This window comes from Streptomyces sp. A3M-1-3, from assembly GCF_024213665.1.
Classification (GTDB): domain Bacteria; phylum Actinomycetota; class Actinomycetes; order Streptomycetales; family Streptomycetaceae; genus Streptomyces.
In genome coordinates, this window is the sequence record NZ_JANAVP010000007.1 from 60,712 (window position 1) to 82,537 (window position 21,826).

The following is a 21,826-nucleotide window of genomic DNA, read 5'->3' on the forward strand; positions in this document are numbered from 1 at the left end:
GCACGGGCCGGACGACGGCACCAGCGTGGCAGCGTCGCCCCATACCCGGGGGACCAGCCCCCGCGCAGCGGCCGACCCGCGCCGCAGGTCGCGGGCGCGGGTCGGGGCTCGTTCCTTGCGTGGCGGGACGTCAGTAGCGGATGACCCGCTCGCAGGACACGGGGTCGACAACGTCCCTGCTCACCGGGTCGGCGATAACCGTGTCGAAACCGGAACCGCAAATCACCCGGTCGAAGCCGCCGTTACGGACCATCACGGTGTCGTCTCCGCCCTCGGCGCTGACGTTGGGCGATCCGGGCAGGGCCGGCCAGCCGTCGGAGTCGGTGATCCTGTCGCTTCCGTTCGCGGCGTCGATGTCGTCCGCGCCTGGACCGCCGACGATGTCCGCGGGGATGGTCAGCGAGTCCTGGATGTCGATCGTGTCGTTCAGGTTGCCACCGGTGAGGCTGAGCCTGCTCGTACTGGCGATCGTCCCGCAGGTCACGCTGGCCTGTGGGGCAAGGGTGGTGCAGCCGGGCCCGGCGATGATGCCGGGGTCGCTGACGCGCACCAGACCAAGGAAGTCGTCGACCAAGAGGTTGTTCATCTCGCCGCTGAACGCGGTCCACCGGACCTGGGACCCCTGACGGGTCGCTGTCGACGGATTGGCCGCCGCAGGTCCGACGGCCATCACGGTGAGGGCGACGGCAGCCGCGGTCGTAGCGGTGACGCGGCCGAACGAAAGCAGGGACTTGCGTTTCATCGGATGTCTGTCCTTTGTGTGATCGTCCCCCGAGGGGTGATCCGGGCCGGGACACGGCGGTGCGGCGCGCGGAGCCGGGAGATCTCCACGGCTGTACCCCTGCGCCTCCTCGCCGACGCCACACCCGAGAACAATCCGCCCGAACGGTGCAACTACCAAGATTTGGAACATTTCCACGCGTGGCATATCGCATTAATTGCGACAAGTCACCCGTAACCTACCGGAACGGTCCCGCGTCACCGGCAGCCGGCACGGCCTGGGAGCGGTCGACCGCACACCAGATCCCCGGGGTTCCAGAGGAGTTGCCATGAGCAAGCAGGTGGACGTCGTTGTTGCCGGAGGCGGTGGATTCATCGGTGGTCACCTCGTGGCCGACCTCCTGTCCCAGGGCCTGACCGTCCGTTCCATCGACATCAAGCCTCAGCACGAGTGGTACCAGGTCCACGGCGCCGCCGAGAACGTCGTCGCCGACCTGTCGCTCCTGGAGAACGCCCGCGCGGGCGTCCGCAACGCCGGCCAGGTGTACATGCTGGCCGCCGACATGGGCGGCATGGGCTTCATCGAGAACAACAAGGCCGCCTGCATGATGACGGCGCTGACCAGCACCCACATGCTCAAGGCCGCGCACGAGGCCGGCGTGGACCGCTACTTCTACTCCTCCTCGGCCTGCGTGTACGCCGCCGGCAAGCAGACCGACCCGAACGTCACCGCCCTGAAGGAGGAGGACGCCTACCCAGCCCAGCCCGAGGACGGCTACGGCTGGGAGAAGCTCTTCTCCGAGCGCATGTGCCGCCACTTCGAGGAGGACTTCGGGTTCACCTCCCGCGTCGCCCGCTACCACAACGTGTACGGCCCCGAGGGCACCTGGACCGGTGGCCGCGAGAAGGCCCCGGCCGCGGTGTGCCGCAAGATCGCCGAGGCGGTCGTCTCCGGTGAGCACAAGATCGATATCTGGGGCGACGGCCGGCAGACCCGTTCGTTCATGTACGTCGACGACTGCCTCCATGGCAGCCAGATGATCGCGAAGGGCGACAGCAGCATCCCGGTCAACCTCGGCTCCTCCGAGCTGGTCACCATCAACCAACTGGTCGACATCGTCGAGGAGATCGCCGGCATCCGCTGCGAGCGCACCTACCAGCTCGACGCCCCGCAGGGAGTGCGCGGCCGCAACTCCGACAACACCCTGATCCAGGAGATCTACGGCTGGCAGCCGTCCATCGCACTGGCCGACGGCCTGGAGAAGACCTACCCCTGGGTGTACGACCAGGTGAAGCGCGCCCGCCGCTGATGCCCCCAACCGGCTCTCAAGGACAGTAGAGGCAGCTGATGAGGATCCTCGTCCACGACTACAGCGGCCACCCGTTCCAGGCTCAGCTGAGCCGTGAGCTGGCGCGCCGCGGTCACGTAGTCGTGCACTCCACCTGCGCCGCCTACATCTCCGGCAAGGGAAACCTTGCCGGAGATGTTGCCGCCGGCCTCCGTTTCGTCACCATCGGCGACAGCACCGTGGTGAGGAAGGAGGCCTACTTCTACCGGCTCTTCCAGGAAACCCGGCTGGGTCTGGAACTGGCCCGCCAGGTACGACGCGAGAAGCCCGACGTGGCGATGTTCGCCAACCTGCCGATCCCGATCCTGGTTGTGGTCGCGTTCGTGCTGAAGCTGCTGCGCATCCCGTGGGTACTGTGGCATCAGGACGTGACCGCCGTCGCGCTCCGGAGTTTCGCAGCCGCCGGCATCTCGAAGTCGATGGGCATCGCCGCCAAGGTCTTCGAGCAGGGCGAGAAGTGGTCGGCGCGACGCGCCTCGGCGGTCGTGGTCATCGCCGACTCCTTCGTGCGGGTCCACAAAGAGTGGGGCACCGCCGACAAGGTCACCGTGGTTCCCAACTGGGCGCCGCTGGACGAGATCGTCCCCGTGGCCCGCGCCAACGCGTGGTCGGCCGGGCACGGCCTCACCGGCCTCAAGACCGTGCTGTACTCCGGCACCCTCGGCCTCAAGCACAACCCTGTGCTGTTGGTGCAGCTCGTAGAGCGGCTGCGTGAGCAGGGCGAGCAGGTCCGCCTCGTCGTCGTCAACGACGGCCCGGCCGTACCGGTCCTGAGGATGGCAGCTGCCGCCCGCGGCATCGAGCTGACCCTGCTGCCCTTCCAGCCCTACGAGCGCCTCCCCGAGGTGCTGGGCACGGGCGACGTGCTCGTCGTACTCCTGGAGGCGGATGCCGGGGAGTTCTCGGTCCCGTCCAAGACGCTGTCCTATCTGTGCGCGGGGCGTCCGGTGCTGGGGCTGATGCCGGCGGAGAACCTGGCTTCGAAGCTGCTCCAGCAGGCCGGGTCGGCGGTGTTCCCCCCGGAGGAGTCCTCCCTGACCGGCGCGGCCACCTGGATCCACGAGCTCCTGGCCGACCCGGCCCGTGCCGAGTCGCTGGGCAAGGAAAGCCGGGCCCTGGCCGAACGGGAGTTCGCCCTGGAGCGCTGCGCCTCGCGGTTCGAGGACATCCTGAATGGCGCGAGAAGAGGGATCCGTCGAACCGGAGACTGCCCGGCAGGTGACGCTGATCGCCGTTGAACTCACCGCCGGCGCCGTGCGGCACACCGACCAGCTGGGCGGTCGCGCCGCGGGAGGACGCCCGGTAGGACCGTATGGTCGGCGCTGCGGCAAGACGTGACGGAAACCGCGCCACAGCGCACGTTTCACACCAATGACCAGCGCTTTTCCGGAAGACAAGGCGTCTGATGACGGCCGCGCCCACTGACCTCGTCGCCCCGTGCCTGGGCACGGCCTACCGCACGCTTCGCACCCCGGCGGTGAGCGCGGTGGCGGTGGCCGATCGACCACCGCATCGCTCAGACCAATGGGCAGTCACCTCGGGCGACTGTCCATTGGTCTGCCTCTCTCCCCGTGGTGCGTCACAAGGACAGTTCCAGCCGAAACAGGTGGAAGAAAGCCGGAGATCAGAGCAGTAGACGCCAGAAAGCCAACCTAAAACAGCGGTATTTGGCCTAGGCTGCTATTCATGACTCCGCGTGTTGATAAGAGCCTGTTCTCGGCACTAGGTCGAGTGGTGGTGCTTGTTCACGATCCTGACGCAGCCTTGGCCTTCTATCGCGACATTCTCGGCTTCTCCGTCCTGCACGACCAGACGCCGGACGGGTATCGCTACTTGCATATCGGGGTGTCCGGCCCGGAAGGGGTCGGCCTGTGGCTAATGACCGCCACGACCGATCGGGAGCGTGAGCTGGTGGGGCAGCAGTGCGGTGGCCAACCCCTGCTCGTCCTGTACACCAATGATCTGGAGCCGGTAAGCAAGCACCTTCGTGAACACGGTGTGCGCGTATGGAACGAACGCAAGGATACCGGCAGTTGGTCGCTGCACTTCGCGGACCTGTACGGCAATGTCATCGTTGTGGCACAGCTGCATTGACGGCTTACGACCTCGGGAGGAATAGTCGGGGTCGGAGCGGGCAACACTTCGGCGAGTTGCTGAAGAACTCGCGCCACGCTGGGAGTCGGCCGTGAGTCCGCACGCGCCGAGGAACGCGGCGGTGGCCGTCCGCCAGGTCAGGCCCCTGCTCGCAGCCCGCGGCTTCGCAGCATGCGCCGAGGCGGTCCATGACATCGGCGCAAGGGTCCGCAGACGACGGCGTGGAGCGATGGTGAGCCGCGCGGCCGGCATGGCCGCACCTCAGCGATCGCGCGGGTGACAGAGGAGCGGTCCACGCCGAACCAGCAGGCCGGCTCGTCGGGCGTGACGGTTCAGTCGACGCCGAGCAGCCGGCGCCGGTCATCAGGGCGAGACTGGAATTCCGCGCAGCTTGTCCGGTGGACGATGCGGCCCTTCTGCATGACGGCCACGTCCTGGGCGACGGAGAAGGCCAGCCGCAGGTTCTGCTCGACGAGGACTACCGACATGCCCTCCGCGCACACCTCGCGGACCACCTCACCCACCTGGGCGACGACGGCGGGGGCAAGACCGTCGGACGGCTCGTCGAGGAGCAGGAGGCGCGGATTGCCCAGCAGGGCGCGGGCGATCGCGAGCATCTGCTGCTCCCCGCCGGAGAGCTGGTCGCCGCGGTGCCCGAGCCGCTCTCCCAGCCGCGGCAGCAGTTCGAGGACGCGCGCCCGGGTCCACGGCCCCTGCGCCCGGCGCCCGGCGGCGATCGCCAGATGCTCCGCCACAGTGAGCGGCGCGAACACCCGGCGCCCCTGCGGAACGATGCCCACCCCGGCCCGGGCGATCACATCGACCCGGGCTCCGGCGATCTCCCGGCCGTCGAGCGTGACGCTGCCCTCGTACGGCCGGACGAATCCCATGATGGTCGAGATGAGGGTTGTCTTGCCGACCCCGTTGCGGCCGAGGACGGCGACGACGCCGCCCGCGTCGAGGTCGAGATCGACACCGTTCAGGACGACACCGCCGGCGTAACCGGAGCGCAGCTCGCAGACGCTGAGGAACGGCTTCACGACGAGACCTCCATAGTGCCCAGATAGGCGGACTGAACCTCGGTGGATGCCCGTACCTCATCCGGGGAGCCGGTCATCAGGTGTCTGCCGAGGTGCATGACCGTCACCGTGTCCGCGAGCTCGAAGACCATGTCGAGATCGTGCTCGATGAGCAGAACGGTCACCTCGCCGGGCAACGCGGCGAGGAGTTCGGTGAGTCGCGCCGTCTCGGCCGGAGACATGCCCGCGGCGGGCTCGTCGAGCAACAGCAGCCGCGGTTCGGTGGCCAGCACGACGGCGACCTCGAGCTGCCGCCGCTCGCCGTGCGAGAGCGCTGCCGCCGGCACGTCGTGCCGGGCCGGCAGGCCCACCTGGTCCAGCAACCCGTGCGCCTGGGCTATCGCGGTCCGCCGCGCGCGCACCGGGCGCCAGCCGCCGAGCCCGGACCCGGCCCGCCGCAGCGCGGCGAGCAGGACGTTCTCCAGCGCGGTCTCGCGCATGAAGAGGCTGGAGTGCTGAAATGTTGTGGCGATACCGAGCCCGACCCGGCGGTTCACGGGCAGCCGGGTCACGTCCTTTCCGTCGAGGAGTATGGCTCCGGCGGTCGTCGGCAGGGTTCCGGAGACCAGACCGAACAATGTCGACTTGCCGGCGCCGTTCGGGCCGATGACGGCGTGCCGCGAGCCGGCCTGCACGGCGAGGTTGACGGCCTCCACAGCCTTGAAGGACCCGAAGTCCCGGGACACCTCGCATAGTTTGAGTAGTTCGGGACCTGTCACGCCGTCCTCTTTCGGGTCAGTCTTGGCGGTAGCCGTACGCCGGCGAGTCCGCGGGGCAGCGTGTAGACGGCGATGACGAAGAGCAGTCCGAGCAGCAGCGGTCCGCGGCCGGCGACGGCCTCGAGGTTGCCGAGATAGTCGCGGGTGAGCCAGACGAGCGCGGCGCCGGCACAGGCACCCCACATCGAGCCGGTCCCGCCGATGATGACGGCCAGCAACGCCAGCGCGGCGATCTCGAATCCGGCGTCCCCGGGCGAGACGAACCGCTGCACCGAAACCCACAGTGCCCCGGCGGCACCGGCCAGCGCCCCGGCCCCGCAGTAGACGGTCAGGGCGTACCTCTGGGTCGGGTAGCCGATCGCCTGCATGCGCTTCTCGTTGTCACGGATGCCGCGCAGCGCGAGTGCGAACGGCGTGGCGGTCAGATGGGCGATCACCGCGAAGAGCACCAGGAACACGGCCAGTACATAGAAGTAGACCAGTCCGTCGAGCTCCAGCGCGGGCATCCCGGGCAACGGCACGACGGGCGGGATGCCGGACATTCCGTCGGTGCCGTTGGTCAGCGACTTCCAGTTGACCGCGGCGCTGTATGCGATCTCGCCGATGGCCAGCGTCAGCATCAGGAACACGACGCCACGGGCCCGGACGGCGAGCCACCCGGTGGGCACTGCCACCAGCGCCGAGACGCCCGCGGCAATGACGAGCTGAAGGACCCCGACGTTGGTCACTTTCGTCGCCACGATCGCCGCCGTATAGGCGCCGACGCCGAAATAGGCCGACTGGCCGAGCGTCGGCAGTCCGGTCAGCCCGGTGAGCAGGTTCACGCTCATGGCGAGGAGGGCGAACACCAGGATCCGCGACAGAGTGCCGACGGCGTAGGGGCCGAGGACGAACGGGGCCAGCGTCAGCCCGACGAGAACGGCAGCCACCGACAGCCGCCGCGCGACGGATCCGGCCCATACGTGCGTGCTCATGCGCGCACCGCCGACGTGACCAGGCCGTGCGGCCGTACGACGAGCACGGCCAGCATGGTGCCGAAGAGGAGGAACGGAGCGTACTCCGGGAGCAGCGCCACACCGAGCGTCTGCACCTGGCCGATGAGAAGCGCTCCGACGAGTGCCCCGCGCACCGATCCCAGGCCGCCGACGACGACCACGACGAGCGAGAGCACAAGCACGGTTTCGTCAACACCCGGCCCGGGGCCCAGAATCGGTGCCCCGAGGACGCCGCCGAGGGCCGCCAGGGCGGCGCCGAACGCGAAGACTCCGTAGAGCACCTTGCGGGTGTCGACGCCGAGCGCACGGACCATGTCGCGGTCGGCGACCGTGGCCCGCACCAGCGCTCCGAGCGAGCTGCGTTCGAACACCAGGTACACGACGATCGCGAGCGCGACCGCGATGCCGATGAACACCAGCCGGTAGACCGGATACGTGTGTCCGAGGAGGTCGACCGACCCGCGGAGCGCACTCGGCGGGTCCGTGGGCAGCACGTCGCCGCCGAAGGCCGCAGTGAGCAGATCGGCGACGATGAACGTGATACCGAGCGTCAGCACGGCCTGGTCCAGGTGGCCGCGCCGGGCCAGCGGCTGGGTGAGCAGCGTCAGCAGCGCTCCGCCCAGCGTGCCCATCAGAACACCGGCCACCAGCGCGATGAGCAGGCCCCACAGGCTTCCGTCGGACAGTGCGTAGGCGACGTAGGCCCCGGCCAGGTAGAGCGTGCCGTGGGCCAGGTTGAGCACGTCCATCATGCCGAAGACCAATGACAGGCCGACCGCGAGCGTGAACAGGAGCAGACCGAAGGCGACCCCGTCGACGACGCTGACGAAGTTGCCGTCCAACCATCCGGTCATATTCAGCCGCCCAGCCGGCCGAGTTCCGCGGTGACGGTGTTGGTCCCCTGCTTGACCTCACGCAGATACCAGGGCTGGGCGGGAGTGCCGCCGCTGTTGAACCGCCAGGTTCCCCGCGGGCTGTCGATGTCGCCCACCTTCCCGATGGCGGCGTTGACGGTCTCAGAGGTGACCTTCCCGCCGGCGGCCTTGATTGCCTTGTCGAGCACCTGCGCCGCGTCCCACGACGCCATCGCGTACGTGGTCGGGGCCGACCCGTAGGCCGCCTTGTAGGCCGGCGCGAACGCCTTGTTGGCGGCGTTGTCCAGGTCGGCGCTGTAGTTCATCGAGGTGAGGATGCCGGTGGCCGCGTCCCCCTGCCCCTTGAGCACGCCGCCCTCGGTGAGGAAGCCGGGCGCGTAGAGCGGGATCTTGCCGGCCAGTCCGAAGTCCTTGTACTGCTTGACGAAGTCGACCGCCGCACCGCCCGCGTAGAAGCAGAAGACCGACTTCGCGCCGGACTTCTCGATCTGCGCGAGGTACGGCTGGAAGTTCTTGGTCCCCGGGAACGGCGTGTAGACCTCCGCTCCGGCGATCTTGCCGCCCGCGGGGAGGAACGTGGACTTGAAGCCCTCGATCTCGTCCTTGCCCGCCTGGTAGCCCGCGGCGATCAGGAAGACCGGGCCGTCCGCCTTCGTCGCCACGTGCTTGCCCAGGGCCTCGCCCGGTTCGTCGTTGACGTACGAAGTGCGCCAGATGTACTCGGCCCCGGTCAGCGTCGTCGGCGAGGCGTTCGAGCCGACGAGCGGGATCTTGCTGGTCTCGAACAGGTCCTTGACTCCGTTGATGGTGGCCGAGCTCACGACCCCGCTCACCGCCAGCACCCGGTCCTGCTTGACGAGCTTCTCCGCCGCCGCCTTGCCGGAGTCGGCCGTTTCGCCCTCGTCCGCGACCACGATCTCCACCTTGCGGCCACCGAGTTGGCCGCCCTGCTGCTTCACGTACAGCTCGAAGCCGTTCTTCATGTCGTCACCGAGCGCCTTGAAGACGCCCGACTGCGGGACGAGGAGCCCGATCTTCACGGGCCCGTCGTCTTCGTTGCCGCTGCCGTTCCCGAGGCTGGACCCGCCGCACGCCGTGGCCAGCAAGAGGCCCGCGGTGGCTGTGATCAGACCAACGGGGCGAAACCGACGTGTCATGGGAGCTCCCTGGCTGTTCTGGAGGTTCAAGAGGGGATGGCTGGTTCTATCGCGTATTCATGACGTCCGTCAAGGGATCGCGAGAAAGCTTGTTTACCCGTCAATCATTCCGCCAGGCGGACCGAATGAGGCCGCACGGCCAATCGGCCGGACGGACCGGAAGTGCCGCCCCGACCCTTGACCCGGGACCGGAAGTGTGGCCTATTCATGACAGGTGTGTGGCGCAAAAATGACTGCCGCCAATTTTCCGCAATGTTGGTTCGCCTGGCGAACCGCACGTCATCCCCCACGGAGTGATGCGACATGACCCACGATCCGCTGCGGCGGAACATCCTCAAGACCGGTGGAGTGCTGGCCGGCAGCATGCTCCTCGCCGGCGTGCCGGGTACGGGCCCGGCCCACGCCGGCTCACGAACAGCCCTGTCCTCGCCCACTGTTGACCTGCCGGCGGGCCGGCTGCGCGGCGCCGTGGAGGGAGGTGTCGCCGTGTTCAAGGGCGTGCCCTACGCCGCACCACCGGTCGGTGCCCTTCGGTGGCGGCCGGCCCAGCCGCATCCCGGGTGGGACGGAACGCGGGATGCGACCGCCTTCGGCCCGAGCGCGCCGCAGCTCTACCGGGAGCAGGGCGACCAGGTACTCGGCCACCACGGCTCGCCGCCCTTCGACGAGGACTGCCTGACGCTCAACGTCTGGACTCCGGGCGCCGACGAGGCCAAGCGCCCGGTGATGGTCTGGATTCACGGCGGTGGCTTCATCTCAGGATCCGGCTCAATGCCCAACTACTCCGGCGAGACCTTCGCGCGCAACGGCGACCTCGTGGCAGTGACCATCAACTACCGGCTCGGGCCGCTGGGATACCTCTACTTCGGTGAGGACGGCGCCGGGGGAAACTTCTGGCTCACCGACCAGCGCGCCGCGCTCCAGTGGGTACGAGACAACATCGCCGCATTCGGTGGAGACCCGGACAACATCACCGTCGCCGGTCAGTCCGGCGGTGCGCTGTCGGTGGCGGCACTCGCCGGCCAGTCCAAGGGCCGTCCGCTGTTCCGGCGCGCCATCCTGCAGAGCCCGCCGCTCGGGTTGCAGATCCCCACCCGTGCCGAATCGCTGCAGCGCACGGCCACGTACCTGGAGATCCTGGGTGCCAAGGATGTCGCGGAACTACGGTCCGTGCCGTGGCCCCGGCTGATCGCCGCCACCCTGCAGATGTTCGGGCGCACCACGCGGTGGGGATACTGGTCCACCCCGTTCCTGCCGGTGCTCGACGGGGTGACGCTGGACCGTCACCCCGCAGACCTGCTGCTGCGCGGTTCAGGCGAGGGCGTCGATGTTCTGATCGGCTGGACCAGGGAGGAGGCCAACTTCGCCTTCGGGCTCAGCGAGCCATACGCCGCAGCGACCAAGGACCAGGTGCTCGGCAGGGCACGGGACACGTTCGGGAACCGGGCTGCCGAGGCCTACACCGCCTACGAAGAGGCCCGGCCCGGCGCCCGTCCGGTGGACGTTCTCATGGACCTGATCAGCGACGACCTGTTCCGCATACCCAGCCTGGCCCTCGCCGAGCGGCGAGCGGCCCGCGGGCGCCCGGTCTGGGCGTACCAGTTCGACCTCCCCACGCCTGCGCACAACGGTCAACTCGCCGCCGCACACTGCCTGGAGCTGCCGTTTGTGTTCAACAACTTCGACAAGTGGTCGCACGCGCCCTTCCTGACGGGACTCAACCCAAGAATCCGTGACGGCCTCGCCGCGACCATGCACCAGTCCTGGATCTCCTTCATCCGCACCGGCAACCCCAACCACCACCCGATGCCGAACTGGGCACGTTACGACCGGAACTCCCGCACCACCATGAGCCTGGACGCCGTCACCACCGCCGCCGGCGACCTCGCCGGATACTGGCGGCGACTGCACAATCCGGCCGCCTCATAGCGGTCCTGGCACCCGGGCGAACGACGTTGCCGTCTGGCCCTGCACCGCCCGGCGCCGCATGGCCGGACGGTGCAGGGCCAGACCGATCACTTCGGGCTTCCTCCCGTGCGGCTCCCGGGTTCGACGAGGGTCACTCGTACCAGAAGTTGTGGGTGCTGAGGTCGCAGCTCAACTGTTCGAGTGCGGCGCCGTTGAGGTAGAGATTGTTCCAGTGCACGCGGACGCACTTGTTGCTGTTCAGGTTGCGCAGCACCTTGTTGGAGCTGTTGGCGGTCTCGATCTTCCACATCTGGCCCGGGGTACCGGCGCAGCCCTGCGCGACGATCCCCGCCAGGTCGGCCTTGGAGTCACCGCTCACACCCATGCAGTCTCCGGTGACACGGTTGAAGAACATGCTGTAGCCGTTGGGGGCGGTGGCGATGGCCCAGTCGTCGTCCATGTCCAGGGACTGGTACGACTGCACGATCGCGGGTCCCGCCAGCCCGACCGAATCGGTCAGCGCGTAGTTCAGGCTGCCTGACGAACGGATCTTCCAGGTGCGGTAGACATCCGTCCCGTTGCTCTCGCGGCCCAGATAGGGGTGGGGAAAATCGAACTCGGTGAGGTCGGGCCACCCGAGGGTCACGAGTGGCGGGGCGAACACGCAGCCGACCGGGACCGGGTGCGCCGGGTCCAGGGCGTTGAGGACATGATTGAGCACGTTCTGGCTCGTGTGGATGCTCGCATGGTCGCTGAAGTCCAGCTTGCAGGAATCCTGGATCCGGATGTTGGTGACCGATGCGCCGGTCATGAAAGCGGTATTGGGGTCGGTGCCGCCCCAGGTCGTGCTGCCGCTCGGCGCCATGAACCAGTCGTTGCCGGAGGCGATGTTCGTGTAGGTGACCCCGGGGACGGTTTCGCCACCGGCGTTGAGGTCGGTGAGGAAGGCAGAGCCGGGCGCCTGATCGCTGAGTGCGTCGAAGGGTGTCGGTGCGGGCGACAGGTCAAGAAGCTCACCGACGGCGGACACGAGATCCTCCCCCAGGGACAGGTCGGTGCCGTGGTGCGGTGTGGAGATCGCGACGAGGTTGCCGACTCTGGCTCCGCCGTGCTGCTTGAGGTACGCGCGGGCCAGCAGTCCGCCTTGCGAGTGGGCCACCAGGTCGACCTTGGCCGCGCCGGTGGAGGCGAGCACCTCGTCGATCTTCGCCTTGATGGTCGGGATGCTGTTCGCGATGTGCTGGGTGGCGTGTACCGGGCCCGGGGTCGGGCCGGATCCGTAGTTGAACGTGTAGACGCAGTAGCCGCTGTTGGCCAACAGCGGGGAAGCGGTGACCCAGTTGGTGTTCTGGTTGGCATAGGTGCCGTGCACCAGGATCACCGGACTGGGGTGTGCGGCGCTCGGCTGGCAGGTCGAGATGTTCGCCCCGGCAGGCGCGCTGTCCCACTGACTGGTGGCGCTGATGAGGGCCTCGATGGACGGGTTGTACGGAACCGGATAGGTCGCCGCGGCGGCGGGTGCCGCACTCGCGCCGGCGAGCAGCGCCGCCAGCAGTGCTGTGAGCAGCACGAAGAGGGTGGTGGGCAGGGTCCAGGCCATGCGCAGACGTGCCATGAACGACCTCCAGAGGTCGGTCGGCGGGAAGGGCGACAGGCGTCTACCGGCCGGTAGTTGGCGGGACTGTAACGTCCGGGAAACCTCCGCACAATAGAAATGACCGACCGGTCAGTCATTTGGTGGCGGGTCACTATGCTGTGCGGTGACCACTGATCGGAGCACCGTGACCGAGCCCGCCATACGCCGACGGGGACCAGGCAGCCACGCCGACGAGCGCCACCCCACCCGCCACCAGCTGCTGGACGCCGCCTTCCAGCTTGCCGAGGAGCAGGGACGCGGCCTCAAAGACCTGTCCGTCGCCGCCGTCACCCGCCGCGCCGGGGTGGCCAAGGGCACGTTCTACGTCCACTTCACCGACCGGGCCGCATTTCTGGTCGCCCTGCACCACCGCTTCCACGAAGAACTGCTCGCTCGGGTAGGGGCGGCCGTGGAGGAGATGGAGCCAGGCGCGGAATGGATGCGTACGGCAACCACGGCCTATCTGGACGGTTGCCTGGAAGCCAAGGGCGTCAAGGCCGTGCTGCACGGGGCACGCAGCGAGTCCGCCGTCCTGGAGGCTGTGGCGGAGCGCAATGTCCAGGCGACGGCCCTCGGCGCGGCCTGCTACCGGGCCCTCCGCGTGCCGCACCCCGAAACCAGTGCCCGGCTGCTGACCGCGATGGTCATCGAGTTGGCGATACTGGAACTGGAGCGGGGCGCGGCCGACCCCGCGGCACGCGAGGCGCTGTGGCGTATGGCGGGGCTCGATCCGGCGGCGGGCTGCCGCCCCTATGAGGCGTAGGGCACGAAGACACAGTTCAGCGGCCTGGGGTGTGCGGTGTCCGCAGTTCACCGTGGCCGGGGAGCGGATGAGGGTGTTCTTAAGGCAGTTACCTCGACGGTTCGGCCGTCGGGGTCCGTGAGCACGTGGCGGCCGGGAGCGAGTGCGGGTGTGATGGTGGACTCGTTGACAGCGAGGCCGAGCCGGAGGGCGCCGGTCCGCTGCTCGGGGCCCTGTCCGTGCCGTTCGGCGGTGAAGCTCAGGCCGAGGCCGCGATAGAAGCGCCGACACTCCTCAAGCTGCGGCGAGTACAGCACCAGCAGAGTCACACGGATCACGCTCTGATCGGTCATGAGCTCCTGGCCAGGGGCGGGAACGGGGTTCGGCAGCCGAGCCCGGTGTACCCGTTTCGTGTCACAACAGGCTCCTTGCACTCCACAGTTCGGGAAAGAACCGGTGCTCGCTCGCACGTCGGAGCCAGTCCACCCCGGCCGTTCCCCCGGTGCCGGCCTTGTTGCCGATGATCCGTTCCACGGTGAGCAGATGCAGGGCGCGCCAGCGGCCGAAGCCTTCGGCAACGGAGATCAGAGCCTCGGCGAGTTCGAACATGTCGTCGCCCGGGCCGGCCCGGTAGAGGTCTGCCCAGGCTCGCTCCACCGCGACATGCGGCACATAGGGCTCGGCGAGGTCTCGCGCGAGCACGGCCTCCGGGATGTCCGCCCCGCGCCGGGCCAGCAGGTGCAGGGCGGCGTCGTACACGCTCGGCGCTTGTAGGGCTTCCTGGACCTCCTCGTGCACGTGCGGGACGCGGCGGTGCGGACGGGCCATGGAGGCGTTCTTGTTGCCCAGGACGTACTCGAGCATGCGGTACATGTAGGACTGAAAGCCCGAAGCCTGGCCGAGGTGCTCGCGGAAGGCGTTGAACTCCGTCGGCGCCAGTGTGCCCAGAACATCCCAGGTGCTGGTGAGCAACTCGATCACCCGGCGTGTGCGACGCAGCGTCCATACCGCCTGAGCGACATCGTCACCGTCGAGCAGGCCCCGAACGGCACACAGCTCCCCGTAGAGCAGTTTGAACAGGAGCTCCTTCACCTGGCCGAGGATGTAGAACGTCGGCTCGGCGGGCGCGTCGGAGAGGGGGCGCTGAAGGGAAAACAGGACATCGAGGCACTGGTAGTCGATGTAGGGGGTGCTCGGGCCGGGGAAGTCCAGGTGTGGCTCACCGGTGGCGGGTTCACGTCCGCCGAGTGTGGTCATGTGCAGTCCTCAATTCCGTGTGGCGGGATGGCGCCGAGGAATGATGTGAACGCCTCTACAACCCGCGTATGGCGCCCAGGGGGTCGTCGGCCGTCATGGAAGCGGTGTCGAAGATCATGGTCCGGTGGCTGTCGGTGTCGAAGGGGGCCCAGTCGGCGCCGGGGTCGCCGAATCGGGCGAACGTCGCCCAGGCGGTGCTCATGCTGTGGGCCAGGCTCGTCGGCGGTTCGTCGCCGGTGAACTTCCGGATGCCCGGCTGGTCGAGGTTGTCGAAGACGAAGGGCAGTTCCAGGGAGTGACAGGCGCCCAGCTCCCCGTTGCCTGCCTTGGAGCGCCAGGTGAAGAGATACAGCCATAGGTCGGGGCTGACGAGGGCCTGGGTTTCGGCGAGCCGGGCGGTGGGCGCTCTGAACATCTGCTCGCCTGTCAGGGCGGCCAGGAGTCCCAGTGGGCTGGGGTCGGGTTCGAGGGCCCGGAAAGCGTCCAGCGCCTTGTCCGGCTCGTCGTAGGCGGCGCCGAAGAGAGCGGTCAGTGATGCTTCGTCAATGGCGGGGGCGTCGGGACCGATGAGGAAGAGGCGCCCCTCTTCGAGGTTGGTTCCGAGGATGACCGGGATGCCGGCAGCTGACCCGTTCCTGATCGCGTCGAGCGGTGCCTCGGGCAGGGTGACGCCGTCGATGACGGGGGCGAACGGGAGCCCCAAGCCTTCGCCGCGTGCCCGCATTGCCTCGCCGACGGCCTGCTGAGCCTGGAGGAGGCGTCCGACCGGGACGTCGTGCAGGGTGTGCGCCGCGTCTTCCGCGATATCCAGTGCGGCGAGGAGTTCACGGGTCACGGCGGTGGCGTGGGCGGGCTCGTGTACGTACTCGGCGCTTCCGCTCTGCACGATGGCCTTGTGGAACAGCCCCGCGGCCGCCGGCATCGCCAGCAGCGAGACGACGCTCATCGCCCCGGCGGACTGACCGAACACCGTGACGTTCCCGGGGTCGCCTCCGAAGGCTTCGATGTTGTCGCGTATCCACGCCAGGGCGGCAGCCTGGTCGAGCAGTCCGAGGTTCCCCGACTGCGCGTACCTCTCCCCCAGCAGCTCGCCGAGGTGGAGGAACCCCAGTGCGCCCAGGCGGTAGTTGAGGGTGATGACGATGACGTCGTGCCGGTGGGCGAGGCGGCTGCCGTCGAAGACCGGGTCACGGCCGGAGCCGGTGAGGAATGCGCCGCCGTGCAGCCACACCATGACCGGGCAGGCTGTGCCGCGGGAGTTGGGGCTCGGAGTCCAGATGTTGAGGGTGAGGCAGGATGCTTCGTCGGTGGGAAACGGCGGCTGGCCGAACATCTCCTCAAGGACGAGGTCATGGGGCTGGGGGGCTGCGGGCCCGTACGCCGTCGCCGGGCGGACCTCGGCCCACGGCTGGGGCGGCTGTGGGGGCTGGAAGCGCAGGGATCCGATGGGCGGTGCCGCGAAAGGGATGCCTTTGAAGGCGGTCCCTCTCGTGGTGCTGGTGCCTTCGACCGGACCGTACGCCGTACGAATGATCACTCGGAGCCTTTCGAGTCGTGGCGCGGGGTACGCCGCTTGGAGGGGCAGCGCGAGGCGGCGGGCCGGAGTTGATGCCGGCCCGCCGCCCGGACGGCAGGTTGTGCCGCGCCTCTACTTGGGTTCCACGGCCCAGGCGAGATCGGGAAGGTAGTTGGGAGCCGCGGTGAATCCGGTCAGCTTCTTGTTGTTGAAGGCGTACAGCCCGTCCATCCTCAGCACCGAGACGAACCATGCCTGATCGACGACGTGGCGCATGACGTCCTGGTAGAGCGCGGGCTGACGGCCCGCGTCCGCGGCTGCTGCGGCGGCGAGCATGCGGGTGAGCTTGGGGTCAGAGGTGGCGAAGGGGTTGAAGGCGGTGGCGTGCGGCAGCATCCAGTCGAGCGAAATGGCGTAGCCCGGCGCTCCCCCGTAGCCGAAGCCGAGGGCGGAGTACTTCTTGGAGGTGGCGCTGGCGAGCCATTGGCCGATGCTGGTGTCAGTGGTGACCTTCGCGGTGACGCCGATCTGCTTCCACTGCTGGACCACGGCCTGGGTGACGAGGTCGATGCCGAAGAAGCCCTGGGTCTCCATCTTCAGGGAGAAGCCGTTCGGGTATCCCGCGTCGGCGAGGAGCTTCTTCGCCTTGGCCGGGTCGTAGGGGTAACGGTTGTCGGAGTCGGCGGCGAAGCTGTCCAGGCCCGGAAGGGATATCTGGCTGGTGGAGTGGCCGTACTTCTGGACCACGGCTTTGGTGATGGCGTCGCGGTTCACGGCGTAGTTGAGGGCCTGGCGGACCCGGACGTCCTTGAGGGGCTTGGCCAGCGTGCCCTTGCGGTCGGCGAGGTTGACACCCAGGAACGCGGCGGGTGAGCCGACGACCTCGAGCCCGCCGGACTTGGCGGTGTCGACCTGGTTGGCGGTGATGGCCATGACGTCGGCCTGCCCGGTCTTGACCGCCTGGAGCGCGGAGTTCGGGTTGGCGACGACCTTGATGACCACCTTCTTCCAGTGGATCTTCTTCTTGTCCCAGTAGTGGGGGTTGGGGGTGTACGTGTAGTGGTCGCCCGAGGCGGTGTGTGCGGTGTCGAGTACGTACGGGCCGGCGCCGAAGGACTGGGTACCCATCGTGGCGGGACTGGCCAGGCCCTTGGGGCTGATCACCGATCCGACCATCAGCATCTGGGTCATCAGCATGGGCAGCATGGGATGGGGGCTGGCGCAGTGGATCCGCACAGTGAGGGGACCGGTGGCGGTGACGGAATCGATCGCCGAGGTCCAGGAGACGTTGAGGCCGTTCTTACGGCTGTAGTTCAGCGAAGCCGCGACGGCCTTGGCATCGAGCGGAGTGCCGTCGGCGAACTTCAGCCCACTGCGCAGGGTGAACTCGAACTCCTTGTTGTCGGCGCCGACGTATCCCCACTTCGTGGCCAGCCCGGGGCCGGCCTTCCCGTCCTTGCCCTGTCGCAGGATGGTGTCGTACGTGAGGTTGACGAACCAGTTGTCGGAGCCGACGTTGGCCTTGGCCGGGTCGAGGCTGGCGGGAGCACTGAGGGAGACCGCCGTGATGGTGCCCCCCTGTCCGCCACCTCCGCCGCCTCCACCGCTGCCGCCGGACGACGATCCGGATCCGGATCCGCTGCACGCGGTGGCGGAAACGGCGAGTACTACCAGTGTCGCCAGCCCACTGGTCATGCGCTTTCTGAACATGGTGCTTCCTTACCTGTGGAGCCCACGGCCGTGGACTGGTCCTCTTGCGGCTGGTCTTCTCGTGTGACGCTCAGCGGATGGAGTTCCGCGGAGCGGTGGCAGGCGACGGCGCGGCCGCCCTCGGAGTGGCTCTCACCTCTTCCCGAGATGGACAGCAGTGGAGGCCGCTCGCGATGACACGTGTCGACGGCGTGCGGACAGCGGTGGGCGAAGACGCAGCCGGCGGCAGCGGGCGCCCTCGTGGACTGGACGGCGTCCCGGGTCGCCCTGCGGGCGCGTTGGGCGCGCGGGTCAGGTTCGGGGACGGCCTCGAGCAGTGCCTGGGTGTACGGGTGGACGGGGTCGGAGTACACCGTCTCCGCCGGTCCGGACTCCATGACCTGGCCGCGGTAGAGGACGACGATGCGGTGCGAGAGGTGCCGCACCACGGGGAGGTCGTGGGCGATGAAGAGGTAGCTGAGGGAGAGTTCGCTCTGCAGCTCGGCCAGCAGGTTCATCACCTGGGCCTGGATGGAGAGGTCCAGTGCGCTGACGGGCTCGTCGCATATGACGAGGCTCGGTTCGAGCATGAGGGCGCGGGCGATGGCGATCCGCTGGCGCTGTCCGCCGGAGAACTGGCCGGGGTAGCGGCCGGCGGTGTCGGCGGGCATGCCGACCCGCTCCAGCATCTCGGTGATGCGTGCGCCGGTCTGCCGGTGGTCGGTCTTCTGATGGACCAGCAGCGGTTCGGCCAGGGTCTGTCCGATGGTGCGGGCCGGGTTGAGGGAGGAGTACGGATCCTGGAAGACCACCTGCAGGCGGGCGCTGAGTTCCCGCCGGGTGCGGGGCCGGGCGCGGGTGATGTCGGTGCCCTCGAAGTGGACGTGGCCCGAGTGGACGGGGTTGAGGCCGAGGACGGCACGTCCGATGGTGGACTTGCCCGATCCGGACTCGCCGACGAGTCCGACCGTCTCCCCCGCCGCGATGCTCAGGGACACGCCGTCAACGGCTCGCAGCGGCGGGTTGCGGCGGCCCTGGCGGAACTCGACCGTCAGATCCCGTATGTCGAGGATGAGTGGCTGGGTCATGGGCGGGTGCCTTCCACGAGGAGCTGCTGGGAGTGGATGCACCGGGTGAGCCGGTCCGGTGCCGGCTCGGTGAGGGCAACCGGTTCGTTCGTGCACGCGGCGGTGGCCAGGGCGCAGCGGGCGGCGAACCGGCAGCCCAGCGGCCAGTCCCTGGGGGCCGGTACGGTGCCGGGGATGGTCGGCAGGGGTTCGCCTTCGCCCGCCAGGTGGGGGTTGGCGGCCAGCAGGCCCGCGGTGTAGGGGTGGAAGGGGCGGGTGAACATCTGCTCGACCTCCGCCTGCTCGACGATCTGCCCGGCGTACATCACCACCGACCGGTGGCAGAGGTCGGCGACCACCCCCCAGTCGTGGGTGACGATGAGCACCGCCATCCCGGTCTCTGCCTGGAGCGTGCGGAGCAGGGCGAGGATCTCGGCCTGGACGGTCACGTCCAGCGCGGTCGTCGGTTCGTCGGCGATGAGCAGCTTGGGGTCGCCCGCGAGTGCCAGCGCGATGGCGACCCGTTGGGCCAGACCGCCGGAGAGCTGGTGGGGGTAGCGCCTGGCGACCGCGGCCGGGTCCGGAATGTTCACCATCCTCAGGAGTTCGGTCACCCGCTCCTGTGCGGCGCGGCGGTCGCAGCGCTGGTGCCGTCTGACGGCCTCGGCGAGCTGGCGCCCTACCGCGAACGTGGGATCGAGAGCGACCATGGGCTCCTGGGAGACATAGGCGATGCCGGCCCCGCGCACCCGGGCAAGGGCGGCGGGCGAGCCCGCCAGATCGACGCCGTCGAACAGCACCTGGCCGCCGGTGATCCGGCCGCCGCCGGGTACGAGACCGAGGATGCCGAGCGAGGTCACCGACTTACCGCATCCGGACTCACCGACCACGCCCAGTGTTTCGCCGGCGCTGACGTCGAAACTCACCCCCTGAACGACCGGGATGCCGCCGATCTCGATCGAGAGGTTCCGTACGGAGAGCAGGGCGCCCGGGTCCGGTTCGGCCGTCTCCTTCGTGCTGGAGGGCTCGGTCTCTGCGGGCGCCGGGGGTGCGGCTGCGGGCCCGGCCATCTTCGAGACCGACCAGCGCTCGATGGCCGCGTCGCGGATGGCGTCGCCCATCTGCGCGAGGGCCATCACGGTGAGGACCAGGGGGACACCGGCGGGGACGAGCATCCACGGAGCGCGGTCGATGGCCTGCGAGGCGTCGGCCACGAGTCCGCCCCAGGACGGATGGGGGGGCTGCGCCCCCAGGCCCAGGAACCCCAGCCCCGCCTGGATGATGACGACGATCGCGGCGAACAGTGCCCCCTGGACGATGACCATGCTGGTCATGCGCGGAAGGATGTGGCGGCGCAGGATCTGGGCGCGTGTCAGTCCGGCGACCGTGGCCGCGGCGACGTACAACTCCTCGCGGATGCCGAGAGTTTGCGAGCGCAGAATGCGGATCATGCCTGGGCTGCCGAGCACGCCGAAGGTGACCATCGCTGCGTGCAGGTTGCCGGGGAACACCGACAGCACGACCAGGACGATGATGATGCCGGGGAGGGCGAAGAACAGATCGGCCGTGCGCGTGACCAGCCAGTCCACCCAGCCACCCAGGAATCCTGATGCCAGCCCCAGGGTGACCCCGATGAGCAGGTAGACGGCAAGCGCCTCGCCCACCGCGAGCAGGGTGGAACGGCCGCCGAAGAGCAGTCGGCTCAGCAGGTCACGGCCCAGGTTGTCGGTGCCCAGCAGGTGATCCGCCGAAGGTCCGCCGAGTACATGGCTGAGATCCTGATCCAGCGGCCCGTGGGGGGCGATCAGGGACGCCCCGAGGGTGGCGAGGGTCAGCAGCATCAGCCATCCGACGGAGACCGCCCCGGCCGGGCGCCGCAGCACCCGTCGCGCCAGGCCCGGTCCTGTTACGGCCTTGCCGGCCGCCGCACGTGTCGACCGCCTCATGACGCACGCACCCGGGGGTCGAGTCGGCCGTAGGCGAGGTCCACCAGCAGGTTGACCAGCACCACAAGCACCGTGATGTACAAGACGGCTCCTTGGATGACGGGGATGTCGTGCTGGATGGTGGCCTGCTGGGTCAGGCTGCCGAGCCCGGGCATGGCGAACACCGTCTCCACGAACACGGCGGTGGCCAGCAGGCTGATCAGGACCACGCCCAGCACCGTCACCACGGGCAGAGCGGCATTCCGCAGCACGTGGCGGTAGAGGATCGAGCGCTGCGAGAATCCGTTGGCCTGCATCACCCGGATGAAGTCCCGGCCGGAGGTGTCCAGTACCGAGTCGCGGGTCTGCTTGGCGATCATGGCCACGGCGCCCAGCGACAGGGACAGGACGGGCAGCACCAGTGAACGCCCCCACTGGGCGGGGTCGTCGGCGAACGGCACGTAGCCCGTCACCGGGAACCAGCGCAGACGCACCGATCCGACCGCGATCAGAACGAGTGCGAACCAGAACGCCGGCACCGCCAGGCCAACGAGGGAAAGACCGTCCACGATCTTGACGAGGATGCCGCCGCGCCGAGCGGTGAGCAGCCCCAGCGATACGCCCAGGATCCCGGACACAACGGTGCCCGCGATGATCAGCGACAGTGACACCGGAAGCCGGTTGTTCAGCACCGACGTCACCGGCTCCCCGCTGAAGAGTGAGGATCCGAGGTCGCCTTGGAAGACGCGCACCAGCCAGTCCCAGTACTGGACGGGCAACGGCTCGTCCAGGCCCAACTGGCCGCGCACCGCCTCGTATTGCTCCACCGTGGCGTGCTGGCCGACGATCGTGCGGGCCGGATCCCCGGGGACCAGGGACACCAGAACGAATGTCAGGGCGGAGACCAGGAACAACAGGGGGGCCGACGACAACAGCCGCCTTACCGCTAGTCGGAGAATTGCCATGCTCACCTCATCGGGAGTCGTGCAACTGATCGGTCATTCAGGGGATATCGGGCCTTTAGAGGGTTCCGATGCGAGGTGCGGGACAACGGCGGACGGTTCGGCTCCCCGGCCGAACACAGGGAAAGGCGGTTCG

Annotated in this window: 19 protein-coding genes; 5 read left to right on the forward strand and 14 right to left on the reverse strand. The window is 68.6% G+C overall.

All coding sequences use genetic code 11. The features are described from left to right. Window positions 1-130: 130 nt before the first annotated feature. Window positions 131-742: a hypothetical protein gene (locus NLX86_RS10115; RefSeq protein WP_254371464.1), complete on the reverse strand. Its 612-nt coding sequence runs from the start codon at window positions 740-742 to the stop codon at window positions 131-133. Window positions 743-1,049: 307 nt separating this feature from the next. On the opposite strand from NLX86_RS10115, the gene NLX86_RS10120 reads away from it, so the two are divergent. From NLX86_RS10120 to NLX86_RS10130, 3 genes are all read left to right on the forward strand, one after another. After that, a complete protein-coding gene (locus tag NLX86_RS10120; protein WP_254371282.1) occupies window positions 1,050-2,030 on the forward strand; it encodes an NAD-dependent epimerase/dehydratase family protein in 981 nt (326 codons plus the stop codon). A 38-nt stretch (window positions 2,031-2,068) separates the two neighbouring features. Further along, window positions 2,069-3,307: a glycosyltransferase family 4 protein gene (locus NLX86_RS10125; protein WP_254371283.1), complete on the forward strand. Its 1,239-nt coding sequence runs from the start codon at window positions 2,069-2,071 to the stop codon at window positions 3,305-3,307. Window positions 3,308-3,755: 448 nt separating this feature from the next. After that, window positions 3,756-4,163, forward strand: a complete 408-nt coding sequence (locus NLX86_RS10130) for a VOC family protein (protein ID WP_254371284.1) — start codon at window positions 3,756-3,758, stop codon at window positions 4,161-4,163. Window positions 4,164-4,495: 332 nt separating this feature from the next. On the opposite strand, the gene NLX86_RS10135 is transcribed toward NLX86_RS10130, so the two are convergent. The 5 genes from NLX86_RS10135 to NLX86_RS10155 are packed head-to-tail and all read right to left on the reverse strand — an operon-like array spanning window position 4,496 to window position 8,988. Further along, window positions 4,496-5,203 (reverse strand): ABC transporter ATP-binding protein, encoded by a 708-nt coding sequence (locus NLX86_RS10135; protein WP_254371285.1) that lies wholly within the window; start codon window positions 5,201-5,203, stop codon window positions 4,496-4,498. After that, entirely contained in the window at window positions 5,200-5,961 is a 762-nt protein-coding gene (locus tag NLX86_RS10140) for an ABC transporter ATP-binding protein (RefSeq protein ID WP_254371286.1), read from the reverse strand. Before NLX86_RS10140 ends, NLX86_RS10135 begins: the two co-directional genes overlap by 4 nt. Further along, on the reverse strand, window positions 5,958-6,935 hold the full coding sequence (locus NLX86_RS10145) for a branched-chain amino acid ABC transporter permease (RefSeq protein WP_254371287.1): 978 nt from the start codon (window positions 6,933-6,935) through the stop codon (window positions 5,958-5,960). Before NLX86_RS10145 ends, NLX86_RS10140 begins: the two co-directional genes overlap by 4 nt. Further along, window positions 6,932-7,810 (reverse strand): branched-chain amino acid ABC transporter permease, encoded by an 879-nt coding sequence (locus NLX86_RS10150; RefSeq protein WP_254371288.1) that lies wholly within the window; start codon window positions 7,808-7,810, stop codon window positions 6,932-6,934. Before NLX86_RS10150 ends, NLX86_RS10145 begins: the two co-directional genes overlap by 4 nt. A 2-nt stretch (window positions 7,811-7,812) precedes the next feature. Next, window positions 7,813-8,988 (reverse strand): ABC transporter substrate-binding protein, encoded by a 1,176-nt coding sequence (locus NLX86_RS10155; protein WP_254371289.1) that lies wholly within the window; start codon window positions 8,986-8,988, stop codon window positions 7,813-7,815. 303 nt (window positions 8,989-9,291) lie between these two features. On the opposite strand from NLX86_RS10155, the gene NLX86_RS10160 reads away from it, so the two are divergent. Further along, window positions 9,292-10,917, forward strand: coding sequence for a carboxylesterase/lipase family protein (locus tag NLX86_RS10160; RefSeq protein WP_254371290.1), 1,626 nt, complete (start codon window positions 9,292-9,294; stop codon window positions 10,915-10,917). Window positions 10,918-11,047: 130 nt separating this feature from the next. Here the strand turns inward: NLX86_RS10160 and NLX86_RS10165 are convergent, their stop codons facing one another. Continuing rightward, window positions 11,048-12,511, reverse strand: a complete 1,464-nt coding sequence (locus NLX86_RS10165; protein ID WP_254371291.1) for an alpha/beta fold hydrolase — start codon at window positions 12,509-12,511, stop codon at window positions 11,048-11,050. Between the two features lie 166 nt (window positions 12,512-12,677). Between NLX86_RS10165 and NLX86_RS10170 the strand changes: the two genes are divergently transcribed. Beyond that, the gene (locus NLX86_RS10170) at window positions 12,678-13,295 is read left to right on the forward strand and encodes a TetR/AcrR family transcriptional regulator (protein ID WP_254371292.1); all 618 of its coding nucleotides are present in this window, start codon (window positions 12,678-12,680) and stop codon (window positions 13,293-13,295) included. Window positions 13,296-13,342: 47 nt separating this feature from the next. On the opposite strand, the gene NLX86_RS10175 is transcribed toward NLX86_RS10170, so the two are convergent. From NLX86_RS10175 to NLX86_RS10205, 7 genes are all read right to left on the reverse strand, one after another. Beyond that, the gene (locus tag NLX86_RS10175; protein WP_254371293.1) at window positions 13,343-13,627 is read right to left on the reverse strand and encodes a glyoxalase/bleomycin resistance/dioxygenase family protein; all 285 of its coding nucleotides are present in this window, start codon (window positions 13,625-13,627) and stop codon (window positions 13,343-13,345) included. 61 nt (window positions 13,628-13,688) lie between these two features. Beyond that, on the reverse strand, window positions 13,689-14,531 hold the full coding sequence (locus NLX86_RS10180) for a tryptophan 2,3-dioxygenase (protein ID WP_254371294.1): 843 nt from the start codon (window positions 14,529-14,531) through the stop codon (window positions 13,689-13,691). 55 nt (window positions 14,532-14,586) lie between these two features. Then, on the reverse strand, window positions 14,587-16,068 hold the full coding sequence (locus NLX86_RS10185) for a carboxylesterase/lipase family protein (RefSeq protein ID WP_254371295.1): 1,482 nt from the start codon (window positions 16,066-16,068) through the stop codon (window positions 14,587-14,589). Between the two features lie 111 nt (window positions 16,069-16,179). After that, window positions 16,180-17,757, reverse strand: a complete 1,578-nt coding sequence (locus tag NLX86_RS10190) for an ABC transporter substrate-binding protein (protein ID WP_254371296.1) — start codon at window positions 17,755-17,757, stop codon at window positions 16,180-16,182. Next, window positions 17,739-18,824 (reverse strand): ABC transporter ATP-binding protein, encoded by a 1,086-nt coding sequence (locus tag NLX86_RS10195; RefSeq protein WP_254371297.1) that lies wholly within the window; start codon window positions 18,822-18,824, stop codon window positions 17,739-17,741. Before NLX86_RS10195 ends, NLX86_RS10190 begins: the two co-directional genes overlap by 19 nt. Then, entirely contained in the window at window positions 18,821-20,749 is a 1,929-nt protein-coding gene (locus tag NLX86_RS10200; RefSeq protein WP_254371298.1) for a dipeptide/oligopeptide/nickel ABC transporter permease/ATP-binding protein, read from the reverse strand. Before NLX86_RS10200 ends, NLX86_RS10195 begins: the two co-directional genes overlap by 4 nt. Then, window positions 20,746-21,693: an ABC transporter permease gene (locus NLX86_RS10205; RefSeq protein ID WP_254371299.1), complete on the reverse strand. Its 948-nt coding sequence runs from the start codon at window positions 21,691-21,693 to the stop codon at window positions 20,746-20,748. Before NLX86_RS10205 ends, NLX86_RS10200 begins: the two co-directional genes overlap by 4 nt. Window positions 21,694-21,826: the final 133 nt, after the last annotated feature.

Excerpts from the sequence above, each read along its gene's own strand:
- NLX86_RS10115 (WP_254371464.1), bottom strand. The coding sequence starts at position 742 with ATGAAACGCAAGTCCCTGCTTTCGTTCGGCCGCGTCACCGCTACGACC.
- NLX86_RS10120 (WP_254371282.1), top strand. The coding sequence starts at position 1,050 with ATGAGCAAGCAGGTGGACGTCGTTGTTGCCGGAGGCGGTGGATTCATC.
- NLX86_RS10125 (WP_254371283.1), top strand. The coding sequence starts at position 2,069 with ATGAGGATCCTCGTCCACGACTACAGCGGCCACCCGTTCCAGGCTCAG.
- NLX86_RS10130 (WP_254371284.1), top strand. The coding sequence starts at position 3,756 with ATGACTCCGCGTGTTGATAAGAGCCTGTTCTCGGCACTAGGTCGAGTG.
- NLX86_RS10145 (WP_254371287.1), bottom strand. The coding sequence starts at position 6,935 with ATGAGCACGCACGTATGGGCCGGATCCGTCGCGCGGCGGCTGTCGGTG.
- NLX86_RS10150 (WP_254371288.1), bottom strand. The coding sequence starts at position 7,810 with ATGACCGGATGGTTGGACGGCAACTTCGTCAGCGTCGTCGACGGGGTC.
- NLX86_RS10155 (WP_254371289.1), bottom strand. The coding sequence starts at position 8,988 with ATGACACGTCGGTTTCGCCCCGTTGGTCTGATCACAGCCACCGCGGGC.
- NLX86_RS10160 (WP_254371290.1), top strand. The coding sequence starts at position 9,292 with ATGACCCACGATCCGCTGCGGCGGAACATCCTCAAGACCGGTGGAGTG.
- NLX86_RS10165 (WP_254371291.1), bottom strand. The coding sequence starts at position 12,511 with ATGGCACGTCTGCGCATGGCCTGGACCCTGCCCACCACCCTCTTCGTG.
- NLX86_RS10175 (WP_254371293.1), bottom strand. The coding sequence starts at position 13,627 with ATGACCGATCAGAGCGTGATCCGTGTGACTCTGCTGGTGCTGTACTCG.
- NLX86_RS10180 (WP_254371294.1), bottom strand. The coding sequence starts at position 14,531 with ATGACCACACTCGGCGGACGTGAACCCGCCACCGGTGAGCCACACCTG.
- NLX86_RS10190 (WP_254371296.1), bottom strand. The coding sequence starts at position 17,757 with ATGTTCAGAAAGCGCATGACCAGTGGGCTGGCGACACTGGTAGTACTC.
- NLX86_RS10195 (WP_254371297.1), bottom strand. The coding sequence starts at position 18,824 with ATGACCCAGCCACTCATCCTCGACATACGGGATCTGACGGTCGAGTTC.
- NLX86_RS10200 (WP_254371298.1), bottom strand. The coding sequence starts at position 20,749 with ATGAGGCGGTCGACACGTGCGGCGGCCGGCAAGGCCGTAACAGGACCG.
- NLX86_RS10205 (WP_254371299.1), bottom strand. The coding sequence starts at position 21,693 with ATGGCAATTCTCCGACTAGCGGTAAGGCGGCTGTTGTCGTCGGCCCCC.